Source organism: Arthrobacter sp. 01T428 (genome assembly GCF_056398685.1).
Map to the genome: position 1 here is coordinate 79,477 of NZ_JBFTPW010000012.1, position 15,681 is coordinate 95,157.

Sequence of the window (15,681 nt, forward strand, 5' to 3'; positions counted from 1 at the left end):
CCGCCGCGGCTACCTTGCCATCCCGGCGAGAAGCTCGCGGTGCGTGGGCGGATTGGCTCCCGGACGCCCCACGGTAATGGACGCGGCCATGGAGGCGGTCTGTCCGATGCGTTCGAGAACCGTGGGCGCGAGCCCTTGGCTACCGCGCAGCAGCAGCCCGAGGATCAGCGCAGACATGTAGGAATCGCCGGCGCCAATGGTGTCCGCCACCACCGAGGTCACCGCCGGAACCGTCAACTGGGTGTGCGGCGTCGCCATCAAGGAACCCTGGGCACCTCGGGTGACGACGGCCAGGCCCGCACCGAGGCCCAGGATGTGTGTTGCAGTCTCTTCCAAGGACTTGCCGGGGTAGAGCCAGAACGCGTCGTCGTCGCTGAGCTTCACCACGCTGGTCAGCGGTACGAGCTCCTCGAAAATGCGGAGGGCCTCGCTGTGGCTGCCCAGGAGGTCGGTGCGGATGTTGGGGTCGTAGGTGACGATGCACCCGCCCTGGGCCTGCTCCAGGAGCGTCCTGACGTTAGCCGCGCCGGGCTCGAGGAACGTGGCGATCGAGCCCGTGTGGAGCACCTTTGGCGCGTAAGGGAGTGCGGCGGGGCCCAGGTTCCACTCGATGTCGAAGGTGTACTTGGCCGAACCGTCCGCGGCGATCTCCGCAGTCGCCGTCGCGGTCTTCGCGAGCGATTGCGAGCCCGGAAGGACAACCACACCGGCGCTTGCCAGGTGGGCCGCGATGGACTCGCCCCGGGAGTCGCGCCCGACGGCGGTCAGCAGCCCTGCTTTCACATCGAGCCGCCCGAGGCCGTAGGCGACATTCGCAGGCGAGCCGCCCGGGTATTCGGTCTGGCCTCCAGGCGAGTTGACGATGTCGATGAGCGCTTCGCCGACCACGACGACGTCGAGCGGCTCGGACGCAAGGTGCGAGTGGTTCATGCGTTTCCTGTTCCTTGGTTGGGGAGTTTCACTGGCTGCTAGCAAATTTCAGGGGCTAATGGTGGTTTTCGGGGGCGCCGCCACGGAATGGCGTTCGACCAGGGGACATTCAAAGTATTCGGTACTGCCATCACGTTCCGCGCCGGCCAGCAGCAGTTCGATGGCGCGCCGGCCCATCTCAAGGAAAGGCAGTTCCAGCGTGGTCAGTCCGGGCCGCAAGTGCGGGGCAAGCGTTTCCTGGTTGTCGAAACCCACCAGCGACACATCGCGCGGGATCGATAATCCGAGTTGGGCCAGCGCCTGGTAGCTGCCCCAGGCGGTGCGGTCGTTGGCGCAGAAGATGGCAGTGGGTGGCTGAGGACCGGTCATGAGCGCCAGGGCATTGTCGAATCCGCCGGATTCATGCCCGTCGCCGATCTTGTGGAGCAGTGGGTCGGCGTCGAGGCCGGCCTCCTTGAGTGCCCGGAGATAGCCCGCATGGCGTCCGACGGCGGCAGGCAGCTCGCCGTCCACCGCGCCGATGTTGATCATCGCGATACGCCGGTGACCCGCGTCCACCAGGCGTTTGGTGGCGGTGTAGCCGCCCAGCTCCTCTTGCGGGGCGATGCTCGGGAACCGCCCGGACCGGTCGCGCGAATTGAGCACGACGGCGGGCACCTCGGCCAGGACGTCCGGCACGTCAAGGACCCGGTGGTACATGGCGGCGTAGACCACTCCGGCCACCTTGTAGGACAGCATGGTCTCCAGCGAAGCGGCCTCGAGGGCCTTGTCGCCGCCGGTGTTGACGGTCAGGAGGAGCAGTCCGGCCTCCCAAGCCCGGGCTTGGGCGCCCTCGATGATCTTGCCCGCGAATGGCGCCGTGGCCACGAAGTCGCCGACGAAGCCGATCATCCCGGCAACGCCGTCGCGGAGCACTTTGGCGTGGGCGTTGGTCCGATACCCCAGTTCGTTGGCGGCGGCATGGACCCGGCGTCGGGTTTCATCAGAGAACCTGGTTCCTGCGGCGTCATTGAGCACCAAGGAAACCGTGGCCTGGGAAACACCGGCAGCGGCAGCGACGTCGTTCATCGTCGTGCCTGAGCGGTTGCCGGGGCGGGTCATGGGCTGGCCTGTCTACTGGGAACTCCGGGGTGCTTGTCACAGGATCCGCACGACTGGCTGGGCTTAACCTGGGCTGGGTTATACGAATTACCAGCCCGGAAAACTGTAGCTGTCATCACATCCGGCGTCAACGACCGCGCCGCGGACTAGAGTCGGATCATGCCCGCGAATTTACCTCCCGGCCTGCCGATTGTTCCCGACGGCGATGCCCCTGGCGGCCAGCGCATTTCCTCTCCGCTCCCCGGCCCCGGATCCGGGGGTCCCGGGATTGGCGCTGACGCCGCGGCGGCCAGTACCGTTCCGTTCAGTATGTCGCCGGAAGACTTCGAGGCAGCCGTCAGCGATGCATTGCTCCTCATCCCGGACAAAGCTGCCCGGGCCATGGACAACGTGGCCGTCTTCATCGAGGACGACTACATCCCGCAGCCTGGAGACGAACCGGACACCGTACTCCTGGGCCTGTATGAGGGCGTGCCGTTGACGGAACGGGATTCTTGGTGGGATGCCGGTTCCCTCCCGGACCGGATCACCATTTTCCGTCAGCCGATCCTGGATATCTGCGGATCCCGCCAGGAAGTAATCGACGAAGTGGCCATCACGGTGATCCATGAGATCGCCCACCACTTCGGCATCGGCGACGACCGTTTGCACGAACTCGGCTGGGGATAGGCTAGAAAGCCACCGTCCCCGCGGCGCCATCCACCGTGATCGTCTGTCCTGTGCTGATCCGGGACGTGGCATCCGGGACGCCCACGATTGCCGGAATCCCGTACTCACGAGCCACGACGGCGCCATGCGAGTTGGGACCGCCCATCTCCATCACGAGTCCCCCGGCGGTCAGGAAGAGGGGCGTCCAGCCGGGATCCGTCGAGGGCGCCACCAGGATTTCTCCGGGTTCAAGATGCGCGCCCACCGGGTCCATGATCACCCTTGCCACCGCCGTCACAGTTCCCGCCGAAGCCGGGGTTCCCAACAGCATGCCGTCCGACGCCGGTGCCCCCGTCGCGCCGCTCAGGAGACCGGCTGGCAGCGCTTCCGGCTCGGTGCCGTCGGAGAGCAGCACGCGTGGCACGTGGCGGCGCTTGAGTTCAAGCTCATAGGCTTCGCGGCGCTGCGCCACGAGCTCGTGGAGATCCTTGCCGTCCAAGCCGCGGCGGGCGTCGTTGAAATCCAGGAAGAAGACGTCGCTGGCATCGTCGATGATTCCCGCTTCCGCCAAGGCCTCCCCTGCTTCCGCAACCTGTGCTCGGACCGCGGCGAAGCCCCGCACGAGGTGGTACTTGGGAAGTTCACGGAGCCCGGCAAACATGCGTGTCCGTTCGAGTGCCATTTTCACGATCCTGGCGTGGAGCGGACTCTTGGACCGCGCACGGGCCACCAGCACGGCGGCTTGTTCCTCGGCGTCGCGGGCTGCTTTTTCGAACTGTTTGTCCGGCGCCAGGCGGGGATCATCGAGGCGAAGGTAATTGACCAGGACTCCGATGATGTGGGTGGGGTCGTCGGACCAGCGGGGCATGCCCAGGTCGATTTCCGCGATGGCCCGGTGCCCGTAGTCGCGCAGGAACGAGGCCAATCCCGATTGCGCGACGACCGGCAGCTTGCCATCGCGGTAGCTCTCCGCGAGCGCAGCGGGATCGCCACCGGTAAACGCCACCGCGGAAGCGGGATCGTCACGGATACTGGCCGAGAGCCGCCACAGCGCAAGGTCCATTTCGGTGGTGACGTTGTTGGGCAGGCCGCGGATGATGGTTTGGAGCTCACCCCAGGAAGCCTGTTCTCCAAGCAGCTTCCGTACCAGCCCCATCATCGCGAAGCCGAGCGCTACCGGGGGCAGGATATTGGGCAGTATGGGGAACAATTCCGTGCGCAGTATCCGCTCGGCGTGGTCCAGTTTTTCACGAGGGGTGGCATTGGTGGGGACTTCATGCGTGGCCTTCAGGTTCCCGTCCAGCTGTTCCACCTTGCCAAGGGCAACGTCCGGCCGAAAGAGAGCACGCAACAGCGTCTCCGGAAGGTGGAAGCGGAGCACGATCGGGCCAACGTGCCTGAGCAGTTTGAAAGGCGTCTTGCTGGTGACGGCGAAACGCGGGTCCTCGAACAGGGCACGCATGATGGACGCCGAACGTGCTTCCATGACGTCGAAAATCCTGGGCACGATGGCGCGCCCGGCCCTGCTCCTGAGCACCGAAGTGAGGTCAAAATAGATCCGCTGCCCCGCCTCGTAGTAGGGCGAAGGCCCGTCCCGCGGTTCGGGAACCCGGAATCCCGCCGCGCCGGCCACCGAGGACCCCATGAGCCTGATGCCCGCGAGTCCCATGGGAGTGAGGGGGCGGGTGAGGCCTTGGGCGAGGCTGAAGCAAAGGTACGCGTGGGGACCGGGGACTGCTGGTTGCCGGGTCATTTGCGGGTAGAGCGTGGTGATGGGGCGCGCTTGGGTGAGCCACAGTTTGCCGTCGCCGTCGATGGCCCATTCAGTGTCCTGCGGTGCTCCGTAGTGCTCCTCGACGCGCTGGCCGAGGACCGCGAGCGCCCTGATCTGGGAGTCGGCAAGGCAGGCACCCCGCGCGGTTCCGCCTTCGGCCCGAGGCTCGGCGTCGAGCCTTTCGGTCCCGCCGCCGGGAACGGAGCGAATCACCAGCTTCCGGTCCCCGATCCGTCGTTCCGTGATCCTGCCGGTGAGCGAATCCACCACAAAGTGGTCCGGATTCACGGCGCCGGAGACCACGGCCTCACCGAGCCCGGGATTGGCGTCGATGACCGCCTCGCGGCGGCGCCCGGTCACCGGATTGGCGGTGAACAACACCCCTGCGGCCTCAGCGTCCACCATCCGTTGGACGACGACGGCGAGCGTCACCGTGGCGTGGTCGATCCCGTTGCTTGCCCGGTAGCTGACCGCCCGGTCCGTCCACAGGGAAGCCCAGCACTTCCGGACGGCCTGCAGGACGGCATCTGCCCCGACGACATTCAGGTAGGTGTCCTGCTGTCCCGCGAAACTGGCAAAGGGCAGGTCCTCGGCGGTGGCAGAGGACCTGACGGCCACAGGGACATCCGGGCCAAGCGCGGAGTAGGCCGAGCGAACGGCGCCCTCGACGTCGGCCGGGATCCCGGCGTCGAGCACTGTTTCCCTGGCGCGGGCCGCGAGGGAAGCGAGCCCCTCAAGGTCGCCGGGTTCCACGGCCTCAAGGCCACGGAGAATGTCCCGGACGGCTGGCTCGGGGCTTCCATCCGGCTGCAATGCGCGCCGGTAGGCCTCGGTGGTCAGGCAAAACCCGGGCGGGACCGGAAGTCCCGCCCAGATCAGCTCGCCGAGATTGGCCGCCTTGCCGCCGACCTCTGGAAGCATGGTTGCCCGGATCCGGCGCAGCTCGACGATCAAGCGCGATGCCTCCCTGGGCTCTGCGTGCTCCATCATTACCGTCTGCCTGCGTCCACCGGTCCTTGGGCTTGCCTGTTATGCGGCGCCGAGCATGGGACCGAAGTTGGCGCGGTCCGCCAGCCTGGGGTCCTCGCGGTCTGGAACAACCAGCACGGGTCCTTTGGCATGGTGCAGGACTCCATCCGACGTCGATCCGAGGAGCATTCCTGCGAAGCCTCCCCGCCCGCGCGTGCCCAGCACCACGAGTTCGACGCTGCGGCTCACTTCCACGAGGACTTCCACTGGCGAACCATCGAGCAGTTGGGTTTCCGCCGGAAGCTTGGGGAAGTGGCTCTTGAGCCACGCCAAGCCTGCGTCCAACTGGATCCTGATGTCCTTGAAGAGTGCCTCCCGGTCCAGGGGTGCCGGAACCCACGCCAAGGAGCCGCTGTATTCGGGTACGGCGCAGATGACGCGCAGCTTGGCGCCCATGCGTTGAGCCTGCTCCGCGGCCTCCAGGACGGCAACGCGCGCCTGTTCCGAGCCGTCCACGCCGACTGCGACCACATTCTCGACAACGCGGGAGCCGGACTTCGCGCGCTCGGCCTTGATGTGCTTGTCCTCCGTGGTTTCACCCAGCCGGTCCGCGCAGAAGAGTGGGACCGTCACGGTGGGGCATTTGGAGTGCGCCGGCAGGGCACTGCTCACGGAGCCCAGGAGCCTGCCGACAAAGCCGCCGCGTCCCCGGGTGCCGAAGACCAGGAGTTCGGCCGTTTCGGACAGATCGAGCAGCACGCCGGCGGCATCTCCGTTCTCCACCGAGCCATCGACGTCGATGGCGTAGCCGGAGACCTTCTCCAGGGCTTGCTTGACGATCGCCTCGGCGCCGTCCCGGATCACGGAGTCATCCACTGTCGCGTAGCCGCCGTCGAGCCCTGAAGCCGCGAAGATCGGCACGGAGTAGGCCGTGACCACATGCAAGGGCAGCTGCCTGCGTTCAGCCTCGCGGGCGGCCCAAACGAGGGCGCATTGGCCGTGTTCGCTGCCGTCAACGCCCACTACAATTCCGCCGGGGGCAATGGAGGGTTCCTCTCCGTTGCCTTCGGTCTCTGGTTGATGGCTCTCAGAGTGTTTGCCGTGCTGGTCCATGGGGCCTGCCTCCTCGCACTGCTGGCTGATGTTGCGGCTATTCTGCCAGAGGCCGCGCCCACAACGTGTTTCTCGCTTGACTGCCGTGAGTTGCGGTCTCCAATGCTCACTATTCTCGTTTGCAAGGGCCGAATCAAGCCGGAACAAGCGTATGTGGAAACCCCGCCGAGGGCGTGGAAATCCGCCGAATCGGGGCTCGAAAAACGCATCGTCGGACATGCCGATGCCGGGGCTATCCACCACGCGATTTCTTCTGTAATGTTCGAGGCACTGGTGACCGGGGATCGTGTTTTTCAACACATCAACGGCCATCATTCGCGACCGCTTGGGGACCCGGACGCCACCCCGCTGTTGCCTCGGCAACGCACCTTCAAAGAGGAGCCAAGCTGTGTCAACCATGCCTGCTGCGAGTACGGAACGCACCACCACCGTGGTCATCGGTGCCGGCATGCCCGGCCTGGCCGTGGCCAGCGAACTCAGCCGCTACGGCGTGGATGCCATCGTGGTGGACGGAATGTACGTCCCCGGACCTTTGCAGCCGCTCAACACCGGCATCCTGCAGCGTTGCGACGCCGCCGACGCCGCGTGCCTCCAGGAGCGCAGCGAAATCCTGCGGCACCTGCGCAACTACGCAACCAGTCACGGGCTCGACGTACGGAGCACCACGCGTGCTGTCCGGCTCGATCGCCTGGACGAAGCTGCCGCGGGGTCCGTGATTTCCGGATCGGTAGTTTCAGGGTCCTCGGGCGTCGCCTCGTACCAATGGGCCGTTCACACGGCCAACGGAGTGCTTTTGGCCGACCACGTCGTTGTCACCCGTTGTGGACAGAGCCAGTTGCGGCGAATGCTTGCCGAGCTCGGCTTCGCCATCGGCCAGAACCTCGTCGCGGCCATGCGGGCGATCGGAATGTACTTGGTTGGGGTCGGCGAACTTGCCACACCCACACCGAAGGAAGTCCTGCGCCAAGCCAAGGTGGTGGGCCAGGCGATTTCCGCCAAGGTCTACCCGGACAGCGTCCACGGGGCGCTCACGGGCACCTTTGCAGCTGTTCCCGCCCTGGCCTAGGGCTTCTTCTCCGGGCTGCCGGGCTCAACCTCGGCGTCCTCTTCATCGCCAGCGTCATCAGCGTCCCCGGAATCGCCGGAATCGTCAGGATCATCGGAACCCACGCCTGCCAGCCGGCGTCGTGCGGTGATGCCGAGGAAGACCAGCAGGCCCGCAGCCACCACGGCGAAGATCACAATGCTCCAGGGGAACGGCTGGGACGCGTCGGGCACCTTTTCGGGCGTCGTGGTCGAACCAGGGGCTGCGGTGCCGGCGGTGGGTACCTCCGCCGAAGGTGCAGTGCTCGCGGAGCCGCCGCCCGCCGTCGTACTTCCTGCCTTGGCGGTGAACGTGAAGGTGCCTTCAATGGGGTGCGAATCCGAACTGACGACGCGCCAGATGACGGTGAATGCGCCGGCGGGCGCGCCAGGCCGCAGCTTTTGCGACACCACGGCGTCCACAATCTCGACGGAACCATCTGCCCAGTTCTGCCCTGAGGCGTCGTTCACCCGGATCTGCGAGCCGAGCAGGAGCGGCCGGTTGTTGAACGTGATGGACACGGAGTCCGGGACGCTGGCAACCGTTGAGCCGTTGGCCGGTGACGTTGACTCGGCTACATCGTGCGCGAAGGCGGGTGCCGCCGAGAACAGGGCGGCAGAGAAAAGAACCGCCGTGGCAGCGACGACGACGGCCAGCAACTGGCGGATAGGGCGCATGAGCGAATAACTCCCTTGGTGTTGGATTCCTTACAGACTAGGCGAATTCGCGGGAGTGCCGAAGCCGCGGGCATAGGATTTGAGAGCACACTTCCCCGATCCCCGGAGACTTCCATGCTCAAGCAGGGCTCAGCCATCGACCGCTACTTCAAGATTTCGGAACGCGGATCCAACTACTCGCGAGAAATCCGAGGCGGCTTCGCGACGTTCTTTGCCATGAGCTACATCGTGGTGCTCAATCCTTTGATCCTCTCCGGGGCGGACTCGAGTGGCGCTTCACTTGGCTTCGCCGCCGTCGCCGCCACCACCGCCTTCGTCGCCGGCATCCTGACGATCCTCATGGGAGCCTGGGCCAAGCACCCCTTCGCCATCGCTACCGGGCTGGGCGTCAACGCCTTCGTGGCAGTCACCATTGCCTCACACCCCGGCCTGACATGGCCGGACATGATGGGCCTCGTGATGCTCTCGGGCCTCACCATGCTGATTCTGGTGCTCACCGGTTTCCGCACCGCGGTGTTCAAAGCCGTCCCTGAGGCCCTGAAAACCGCGATCGTGGTGGGCATCGGCCTCTTCATCGCGCTGATCGGCCTCGTCAATGCCGGCTTCGTGCGCCGCATCCCGGACGCCGCCGGCACCACGGTCCCCCTGGGCCTCGGCGTCGACGGGAAGCTGCTGGGCTGGCCGACCCTGGTGTTCGTCGTCGGACTCGTCCTGACCATCGCCTTGGTGGTCCGCAAGGTGCGTGGCGCCATCCTGATCGGCATCATCGTCTCCACGGCCCTGGCCGCCATCCTGGAGTTCACCCTGCACATCGGCCCGAGTTTCGACGGCAAAACCTACAATCCCCGCGGCTGGTCCCTGGTGGCGCCCAAGTTCACCGAGTGGGCCGCTCCGGACCTGTCCCTCATTGGCAAGGCGAACCCCTTCGGCGCATTCCAGCACCTTGGCATCATCGCTGCCACCCTGCTGGCGTTCGTGATCCTGCTCAGTATCTTCTTCGACGCCATGGGCACCATGGTGGGCTTGGCGAGGGAAGCAGGAAACATCGACAAGCACGGGAACATCCCCAACGTGGACCGCGTCCTGCAGGTGGACGCGCTCGGCGCGATCATCGGCGGCGGCTCGTCCGTGTCCTCCAACCAGATTTTCGTGGAATCCGGCGCCGGCATCGGCGAGGGTGCCCGCACCGGCTTGGCGTCGATCGTGACCGGCCTGCTGTTCCTCGTGGCCATGTTCTTCACCCCGCTCATCAACCTGGTCCCGTTCGAGGCCGTCGCCCCCGCCCTGGTGGTGGTGGGCTTCATGATGGTGTCCCAGGTGGGCAAGATCCACTGGCAGGACTGGGGAGTCGGCATTCCCGCGTTCCTGACCATGGCCCTCATGCCGTTCACCTACTCGATCGCGAACGGCCTGGGCGCCGGGTTCATCTCCTTCGCACTCATCCGCACGTTCCAGGGCAGGGCCCGCGAAGTCCATCCGCTCATGTGGGCCGTGGCCGCTGCGTTCCTGTTGTTCTTCGGGATCGGTCCCGTCGAGGAAATCCTGGGAGTCAAATAGGCCTTTCCGGAATACCGGACACCCTCCGCCCCCAAGCGATGTTTTTCGGTACCGCCATGCGTTGAGCTTTAACCATGGAGATTTCCCGCGCTGTTGCCGATGTCCGCCCCACGCCGTGGACCGGCCGCTTCGACGGCGATGGCGATGAGCACCGCCGCTGGTGGCAGGCCGTGGCGCCCCACACTCCCGATGCAGCCGCCCCCGGCGCGCGGGACGCGGGCTCCCGGGCCGCCGTCGTCGTGGGCTTCCGCAGTGACGAGGGCGTGCGGCGCAATAAGGGCCGTATCGGCGCCGCCGCCGCTCCGGAAGCTATACGGCAGGCCCTGGGTCCGCTGGCTTTCCATCTGGACCGGGACGTGTTCGACGCCGGCGACGTGGTTGTGGAGGACGGCTCGGTGGAGGCTGGCTCCCTGGAGGCAGGCCAAGCGCGCGCGGGCCGCGTGATTTCGGAACTGCTCGACGGCGGCAAGCTCACGGTGCTGCTCGGCGGCGGGCACGAAACTGCTTTCGCCAGCTACCTGGGTGTGGCTGGCTCGGAGGCCGTGAGGGGCGGCAAGCGCCTCGGAGTCCTGAACCTCGACGCGCACTTCGACCTGCGGGACGAACCGGTGCCAAGCTCAGGCACGCCGTTCCTGCAGATGGCCCGGGCGGAAGCCGCCGAGGGCCGCGAACTGAACTACGCCGTCGTCGGAATCTCCGAGCCCAACAACACGCGCACCCTCTTCAACACGGCGGACCGGCTGGGCGTGAAGTACCTGCTGGACGAGGACTGCTCTGCGGAGGCCGTGCACGATTTTGTGGCACGGTTCCTGGACAGCGTGGACGTGCTGTACCTGACGATCGACCTGGACGTGCTGCCGGCGTCGGTGGCTCCCGGGGTGAGCGCGCCTGCGGCGTATGGGGTGCCGCTGCCCGTTATCAGCGCGGTGTGCAAGCAAGTTGCCACGAGCGGAAAACTCATGCACCTGGACGTCGCCGAGCTCAACCCCGAGTTCGATATCGACTCGCGGACCGCCAAGGTGGCCGCGCGCTTGGTGAACACGCTGCTGGGGTAGGCGGGGTTAGCCGACGGCGCGGAGCCTGACGGCGATGAACTGGCGGCCGGGGAGCTCCACGCGGAAGCGCCCTTCCACTGCGTCCGGCAGGGTGTCGATGCTCATGTTCCAGGTGTCGATGATGTCCGCCTCGTAACGGCGGCCGGCGGGCATCACGAAGTTCCGGTAGGTGGGCTGGTTGAAACCGAAATAGCTGATTTCGTACTCGTGCCGGATCCCGGCCGTGGGGACGTCCCAGGCGCTCGGCAGAGGCTCAAGGAATCCGCCCGGGGTTTCCTCGAGGATGCGGCGCAGGAAAGCGATCCGCTCCGGGCTGCTGCCATGGAATTCGCCGCCCTTGGCCCACCACAGCACGTCAGCAGGGTGCATGTACGTTTCGCCGTGGCCCACGTACCCGCCCCGGACGGCCCCCTCCCAGAACCGCCGGGTCATTTCCTCGCCGGTGATGTTTCCCCAGCCCTGATCAATATTGCCCTCGTACGCGCACTCGTCGATGACCACCGGTTTGCCCCAGCGCTCCCGCCATTCCCCGGTGAATTCGGCCGTCTTGTGGACGTCCTGGCGCTGGATGCTGCTGTGCGTAACCCACGGCCGGGAGTAGTCGTAGAACGCATGGCAATTGTGGATGGACAGCAGGTGCCCGCTGGGATCGTTGGCCAGGACGATGCCCGCGAAGCGCTCCCAGTCCGCGGTGGTCTTGCGGAACAGGAGATCGTACTCGTTGGCCAGGGACCACCAGATGTTCCGGTGCGAAGCCAGCCGGGCCACGACATATTTCAGGTAGCGGTCATCCTGGCCCGGGCTCATCGTGGAGAAACCCCAGCGGTCGTACGCGTGGAACAGGATGAGGTCCGCCTCGATCCCCAGCTCCTCCAATTGCCCGATCCTGTGTTCCAGGTGCCGGTAGAACTCCGGGTTGGGCCGGTCATAGTCGAATCCGGCAGCGAGGGATCCTTCGAAGGGGTAGAACTCCGGCTCGTTCTCGTTGAACAGGTAGGACTTCGGGAAAACGCACATGCGCATCTTGTTGAACGGACCGGCCGCCAACGTATCCAGGGTCTGCTTCTCCAGCGCATCGCCCTGATGGGTCCAGGCGTAGGAGGTCGTGCCGATGGGCAGGTACGGGCTGCCGTCCTCATAGGCGAAGTGGAAGGTCTTGGCCACCCGGACCACGCCCTTCGCCCCGGCAACCGGCTCGCGGGCCGTGAACGCGCCGGTAACGCCGTCCAGCGAGCGCGCGTTGCTGGTGGTGGTGAACGTCCACTCCCCCGCCTCCGGCACCAACAACCGCACGCGGTACAAGCCGTCGCCGTCGTAGAAACCGGGCACACTGAGCGTGTCACCTGACGGAGAAGTGAACACGGCACGGAGTTCGACGTCGGTGAATGGGTTGCCGTGCGAGAGACCGGCGAGGGTGAGCTCGAAGCGCTCAAGGGCGGCCGCCGTCGTCGGGTACTCCGCCCCCGCGCTGCCGCGCACCACCGAGCCCGGCTCATAGTCCCCAGCCGGGGCGGGAAGATCGGCCGCCGCCTCGGCGGCCCGCTGGGCTGCAAGATCCTCGGGTTCCAACTCGCCGAGGAGGCGCAGGATTTCCGCGGTTTCCCCGGGCTTCCCCTGCAGGGCCTCCTCGGTTCCGAGGATGGTGCCCACCTCGTGGAAGTAGAGCGTGTGCAGCGCCGGGCTGTTCACAAGCGTGGGGACGCGTTCGCTCAGGATGCGGTTTCCTTCGGCGTGCCGCATCACGAAGTACAGGGGGCTTTCAGCGGTGAAAGTGGTCATCTTTGCCTTCTCGGTTCAGGGTACTCAGGTCAGTGTTCTCGTGGAGCAAGGGACGGGACATCGGTGCGTGTGCCGCTCAGTGCCGACAATGCGGAGCCGATCTCTCGCTTGATGGGCGCTGGAGTGAAGATCAGCCCCTGGTTCAGGGACGTCTGGCGGTACCAGACGGTGTCCTTGCGGAATTGGGCTGCCGCGGCGGGATCGTGCGCGTCGATGGCCTGCCACACTGCCGCGTAGGCCCCGGGATCGTCCATGATGGCGGACAGCGGCGAGTCCAGGGACACGGCACCGTGCGCCGCGGCAGGAGCGACGTCGGGCACGTCCCAGGCGTACCGGCCGGATCCCACCTCGAACTCCTCGGATCCGTCCGGCAAGGAAACGACGGCGGTGGTCCCCGGAGGCACGACGGCTTCCACGAGGATCCGCTCGCCGGAACGCTTCCAGGCCACGCTGGCCAGGCCGTACGGCGTCTCGTGTGAGGTGCCGGCATGCTGCAGGCTGCGGAGCGGACGCGGAGCGATGTGCTGTTTCCGGTAGCCCGGCGCAGCAGGAGCCAGGCCAGCAACGGTCCGGTGCATCCAGTCGGCAATGGCGCCGAGCGCGTAGTGGTTGAAGGAGGTCATTTCGCCGGGGTTGACCGTGCCGTCCTCCAGGATGGAGTCCCAGCGTTCCCAGATGGTGGTGGCGCCCTGCGTGACCGGGTAGAGCCAGGAGGGGCATTCGGTCTGGGTGAGCAAGCGCTCGGCAGCCTCCATGTGCCCGGTGACCGTCAGGGCGTCCGCGATGAGGGGCGTGCCGACGAAACCGGTGGCGATCCTGTAGCCGCCCAGCCGAACGAGTTCGGCGAGCCGGTCACCAAGTGCCTGGCGTTGGACGGGATCCGTGCTGATCCCGAACATGAGAGCCAGCGAGTAGGCCGTTTGCGCATCCGAAACCATGCGGCCGGAGGGCGTGACGTATTCGGAGAGGAACGCGCTGCGCACGTCTTCGGCGAGGGTTGAGTATTTGCCGTGGTCGTCGTCGGCGCCCAGCACGGCCGCGGCCTTTGCCGTGAGGTCGAGGGAACGGAAAAGGTAGGCGCTGGCCACGATGTCGCCGTGGGTGCGGGCGGCGCCGGGCTTGTCCGGCGGTGCTGCCGGGTCCAGCCAGTCGCCCAGCTGCATTTGGCCCTGCCACAAGCCGGAGCTGTCCCGGACGCGGAGCAACGCATCAGCCCAATCGCACATGCTTCGGTACTGCCGGCCCAGCAGTCCGAGGTCGCCGAAGCGTTCATAGAGCACCCACGGAACCACCGTGGCGGCGTCACCCCAGGCGGCCACGGGCGATTCCAGCATGCCGAGCACCGCAGGAACCACAATGGGCACCACACCGTTGCGGTGGCTCTGTTCGAGGGCGAGATCCTGCAGCCAGGAGCTGAGGAACCCCAAGGAGTCGTAGAGGTAGCTGGCCGTCGGGCTGAAGACCTGGATGTCTCCGGTCCAGCCAAGGCGCTCGTCCCGCTGCGGGCAGTCGGTGGGCAGCGCCAGGAAGTTGCCGCGCATTCCCCACAGGGCGTTCTCGTGCAGGCGGTTCAACATCGAGTCCGAGCACTCGAACCATCCGGTGCGGCGCATGTCGTTGTGGATGACGACGGCGGTGATCGCCGCCGGGTCCAGCTCGCCTGGCCAGTTGTCTACTTGTGCATAGCGGAACCCGTGGAACGTGAAGCGAGGCTCCCATTCCTCCTCCTCGCCGGAATCCTCCCCGCCGCCGGCGAGCGTGTAGCTGTCCGTAGCGGCAGCCAGGCGAAGCGGACGGAGGGACAGTTCACCATCCTCCAGGACCTCAGCATGGCGGAGTGTGATCCGGCGTCCCGCGTCGCCGCTTACCCGGATCCGGAGGCGGCCCACCAGGTTCTGGCCGAAGTCCAGGACGGTGGCGCCGGAAGGCGTGGTCAGGATTTCCCGGACCGGCAGTTCTTCGATCCGACGGACCGGAGGCGCCACGGCGGGAGTTGCTTCCACCCATGACTTGGAGTCCGCAGCCCTGGAATTCACTGCTCCGGAGTCCAAGCAAGCGGGAAGCCAGCGCGAATCGTCGAAGTCCGGCGATGACCAGGCGGCCTCGATACGCCGCGCATCGAAGGATTCCCCCGCGTAGATGCCGCTGGAAACGAGTGGGCCCGCCGTGGTGCCCCGCCACTCCGGGCCGCTGGCCACGGTTTGACGTGTGCCGTTGGCGTATTCGAGATGCAGTTCCACTTTGACGGCCGGTTGCTCGCCGTAGAACGGTGTGGCGAAGCCGTGGAAGCCGTACTTTTCGGTGTACCAGCCTCCCGCGAGCCACACACCAATGGCGTTGGCCCCCGTTTTAAGGAGCGCGGTGACGTCGGTGGTTTCGTGGTTGAGGCGGTCAGCGTAAGCCGTCCAGCCCGGTTTCAGAACCTGGTCATCCACTTCCGAGCCGTTGATTTCGGCCTGGTAGACACCGTGCGCGGTGGCGAAGAGGGTGGCTTTGGCCAAGCCCGTGCCCACCGTGAATTCGTGCCGCAATTGGCCGGGCTGCCCGAGCGGAATCTCCGCCCGGGAAAGGACGGGCAGGCTGATCGCTTCGGCCTGCCACGGCCCTTCAAGGTAGCCACCCGCCAAAGCCAAGGGTGCGCTCCAAGCCGTGGTGCCGCCGTCGTTCCCCGAGACGCGCACCTCGACTGCCACCTGCTCCCCGGCGTCGATGGCCTCAAAAGGCCACTCCACCAGCACCGAGTCAGGGCCTTCGTGCACTGCCGACTCGACAGCCCCCGCACGGGTCAGCCGCAGTTCGGCACGGGTCTGCTGCCAATCGGTGCTCTCCGTGGCGACGACCCAGCTGAGCCGCGGCCGCGGATTGGCCACGAAGGCGGTATCGGTCCGGTACTCAGCGCTGAACCGGCTGACAGAAGCCTGGCGGAGACCTGCTGGCTGCGGTGCCAGGGATGTTGATGTCACGGAGGGGCCTTTCGGAAGCGGTGGGTGGATA

The 15,681-nt window shown here is 66.3% G+C and carries 11 protein-coding genes; 4 read left to right on the plus strand and 7 right to left on the minus strand.

Annotation, left to right across the window (positions count from 1 at the left end):
- Nucleotides 1-9: 9 nt before the first annotated feature.
- Nucleotides 10-930, minus strand: coding sequence for a carbohydrate kinase family protein (locus AC1DJB_RS14635; protein WP_284991870.1), 921 nt, complete (start codon nucleotides 928-930; stop codon nucleotides 10-12).
- Between the two features lie 48 nt (nucleotides 931-978).
- Entirely contained in the window at nucleotides 979-2,031 is a 1,053-nt protein-coding gene (locus AC1DJB_RS14640; protein WP_441437767.1) for a LacI family DNA-binding transcriptional regulator, read from the minus strand.
- A 159-nt stretch (nucleotides 2,032-2,190) separates the two neighbouring features.
- On the opposite strand from AC1DJB_RS14640, the gene AC1DJB_RS14645 reads away from it, so the two are divergent.
- On the plus strand, nucleotides 2,191-2,700 hold the full coding sequence (locus AC1DJB_RS14645; protein WP_284991873.1) for a metallopeptidase family protein: 510 nt from the start codon (nucleotides 2,191-2,193) through the stop codon (nucleotides 2,698-2,700).
- 1 nt (nucleotide 2,701) lies between these two features.
- On the opposite strand, the gene AC1DJB_RS14650 is transcribed toward AC1DJB_RS14645, so the two are convergent.
- Nucleotides 2,702-5,440 (minus strand): PEP/pyruvate-binding domain-containing protein, encoded by a 2,739-nt coding sequence (locus AC1DJB_RS14650; protein ID WP_441437778.1) that lies wholly within the window; start codon nucleotides 5,438-5,440, stop codon nucleotides 2,702-2,704.
- Between the two features lie 42 nt (nucleotides 5,441-5,482).
- Nucleotides 5,483-6,535: a universal stress protein gene (locus AC1DJB_RS14655; protein WP_284991875.1), complete on the minus strand. Its 1,053-nt coding sequence runs from the start codon at nucleotides 6,533-6,535 to the stop codon at nucleotides 5,483-5,485.
- 397 nt (nucleotides 6,536-6,932) lie between these two features.
- Between AC1DJB_RS14655 and AC1DJB_RS14660 the strand changes: the two genes are divergently transcribed.
- On the plus strand, nucleotides 6,933-7,601 hold the full coding sequence (locus AC1DJB_RS14660) for an NAD(P)/FAD-dependent oxidoreductase (protein ID WP_059388469.1): 669 nt from the start codon (nucleotides 6,933-6,935) through the stop codon (nucleotides 7,599-7,601).
- Here the strand turns inward: AC1DJB_RS14660 and AC1DJB_RS14665 are convergent.
- Nucleotides 7,598-8,296: a copper resistance CopC family protein gene (locus tag AC1DJB_RS14665; RefSeq protein WP_441437766.1), complete on the minus strand. Its 699-nt coding sequence runs from the start codon at nucleotides 8,294-8,296 to the stop codon at nucleotides 7,598-7,600. The genes AC1DJB_RS14660 and AC1DJB_RS14665 overlap by 4 nt on opposite strands.
- A gap of 114 nt (nucleotides 8,297-8,410) precedes the next feature.
- Between AC1DJB_RS14665 and AC1DJB_RS14670 the strand changes: the two genes are divergently transcribed.
- Nucleotides 8,411-9,853 carry an NCS2 family permease gene (locus AC1DJB_RS14670; protein WP_059388467.1) on the plus strand — a complete coding sequence of 481 codons (1,443 nt, stop codon included), beginning with the start codon at nucleotides 8,411-8,413 and terminating at the stop codon, nucleotides 9,851-9,853.
- A 74-nt stretch (nucleotides 9,854-9,927) separates the two neighbouring features.
- Nucleotides 9,928-10,908 (plus strand): formimidoylglutamase, encoded by a 981-nt coding sequence (hutG, locus tag AC1DJB_RS14675; protein WP_441437765.1) that lies wholly within the window; start codon nucleotides 9,928-9,930, stop codon nucleotides 10,906-10,908.
- A 6-nt stretch (nucleotides 10,909-10,914) separates the two neighbouring features.
- Here hutG and AC1DJB_RS14680 read toward each other — a convergent pair whose 3' ends face one another.
- Both AC1DJB_RS14680 and AC1DJB_RS14685 read right to left on the minus strand, forming a co-directional pair.
- Nucleotides 10,915-12,687 carry a DUF5605 domain-containing protein gene (locus AC1DJB_RS14680; RefSeq protein ID WP_441437764.1) on the minus strand — a complete coding sequence of 591 codons (1,773 nt, stop codon included), beginning with the start codon at nucleotides 12,685-12,687 and terminating at the stop codon, nucleotides 10,915-10,917.
- A gap of 29 nt (nucleotides 12,688-12,716) precedes the next feature.
- Nucleotides 12,717-15,650 (minus strand): family 78 glycoside hydrolase catalytic domain, encoded by a 2,934-nt coding sequence (locus tag AC1DJB_RS14685; RefSeq protein ID WP_441433160.1) that lies wholly within the window; start codon nucleotides 15,648-15,650, stop codon nucleotides 12,717-12,719.
- Nucleotides 15,651-15,681: the final 31 nt, after the last annotated feature.

Excerpts from the sequence above, each read along its gene's own strand:
- AC1DJB_RS14635 (WP_284991870.1), bottom strand. The coding sequence starts at position 930 with ATGAACCACTCGCACCTTGCGTCCGAGCCGCTCGACGTCGTCGTGGTC.
- AC1DJB_RS14640 (WP_441437767.1), bottom strand. The coding sequence starts at position 2,031 with ATGACCCGCCCCGGCAACCGCTCAGGCACGACGATGAACGACGTCGCT.
- AC1DJB_RS14645 (WP_284991873.1), top strand. The coding sequence starts at position 2,191 with ATGCCCGCGAATTTACCTCCCGGCCTGCCGATTGTTCCCGACGGCGAT.
- AC1DJB_RS14650 (WP_441437778.1), bottom strand. The coding sequence starts at position 5,440 with ATGGAGCACGCAGAGCCCAGGGAGGCATCGCGCTTGATCGTCGAGCTG.
- AC1DJB_RS14655 (WP_284991875.1), bottom strand. The coding sequence starts at position 6,535 with ATGGACCAGCACGGCAAACACTCTGAGAGCCATCAACCAGAGACCGAA.
- AC1DJB_RS14660 (WP_059388469.1), top strand. The coding sequence starts at position 6,933 with ATGCCTGCTGCGAGTACGGAACGCACCACCACCGTGGTCATCGGTGCC.
- AC1DJB_RS14665 (WP_441437766.1), bottom strand. The coding sequence starts at position 8,296 with ATGCGCCCTATCCGCCAGTTGCTGGCCGTCGTCGTCGCTGCCACGGCG.
- AC1DJB_RS14670 (WP_059388467.1), top strand. The coding sequence starts at position 8,411 with ATGCTCAAGCAGGGCTCAGCCATCGACCGCTACTTCAAGATTTCGGAA.
- hutG (WP_441437765.1), top strand. The coding sequence starts at position 9,928 with ATGGAGATTTCCCGCGCTGTTGCCGATGTCCGCCCCACGCCGTGGACC.
- AC1DJB_RS14680 (WP_441437764.1), bottom strand. The coding sequence starts at position 12,687 with ATGACCACTTTCACCGCTGAAAGCCCCCTGTACTTCGTGATGCGGCAC.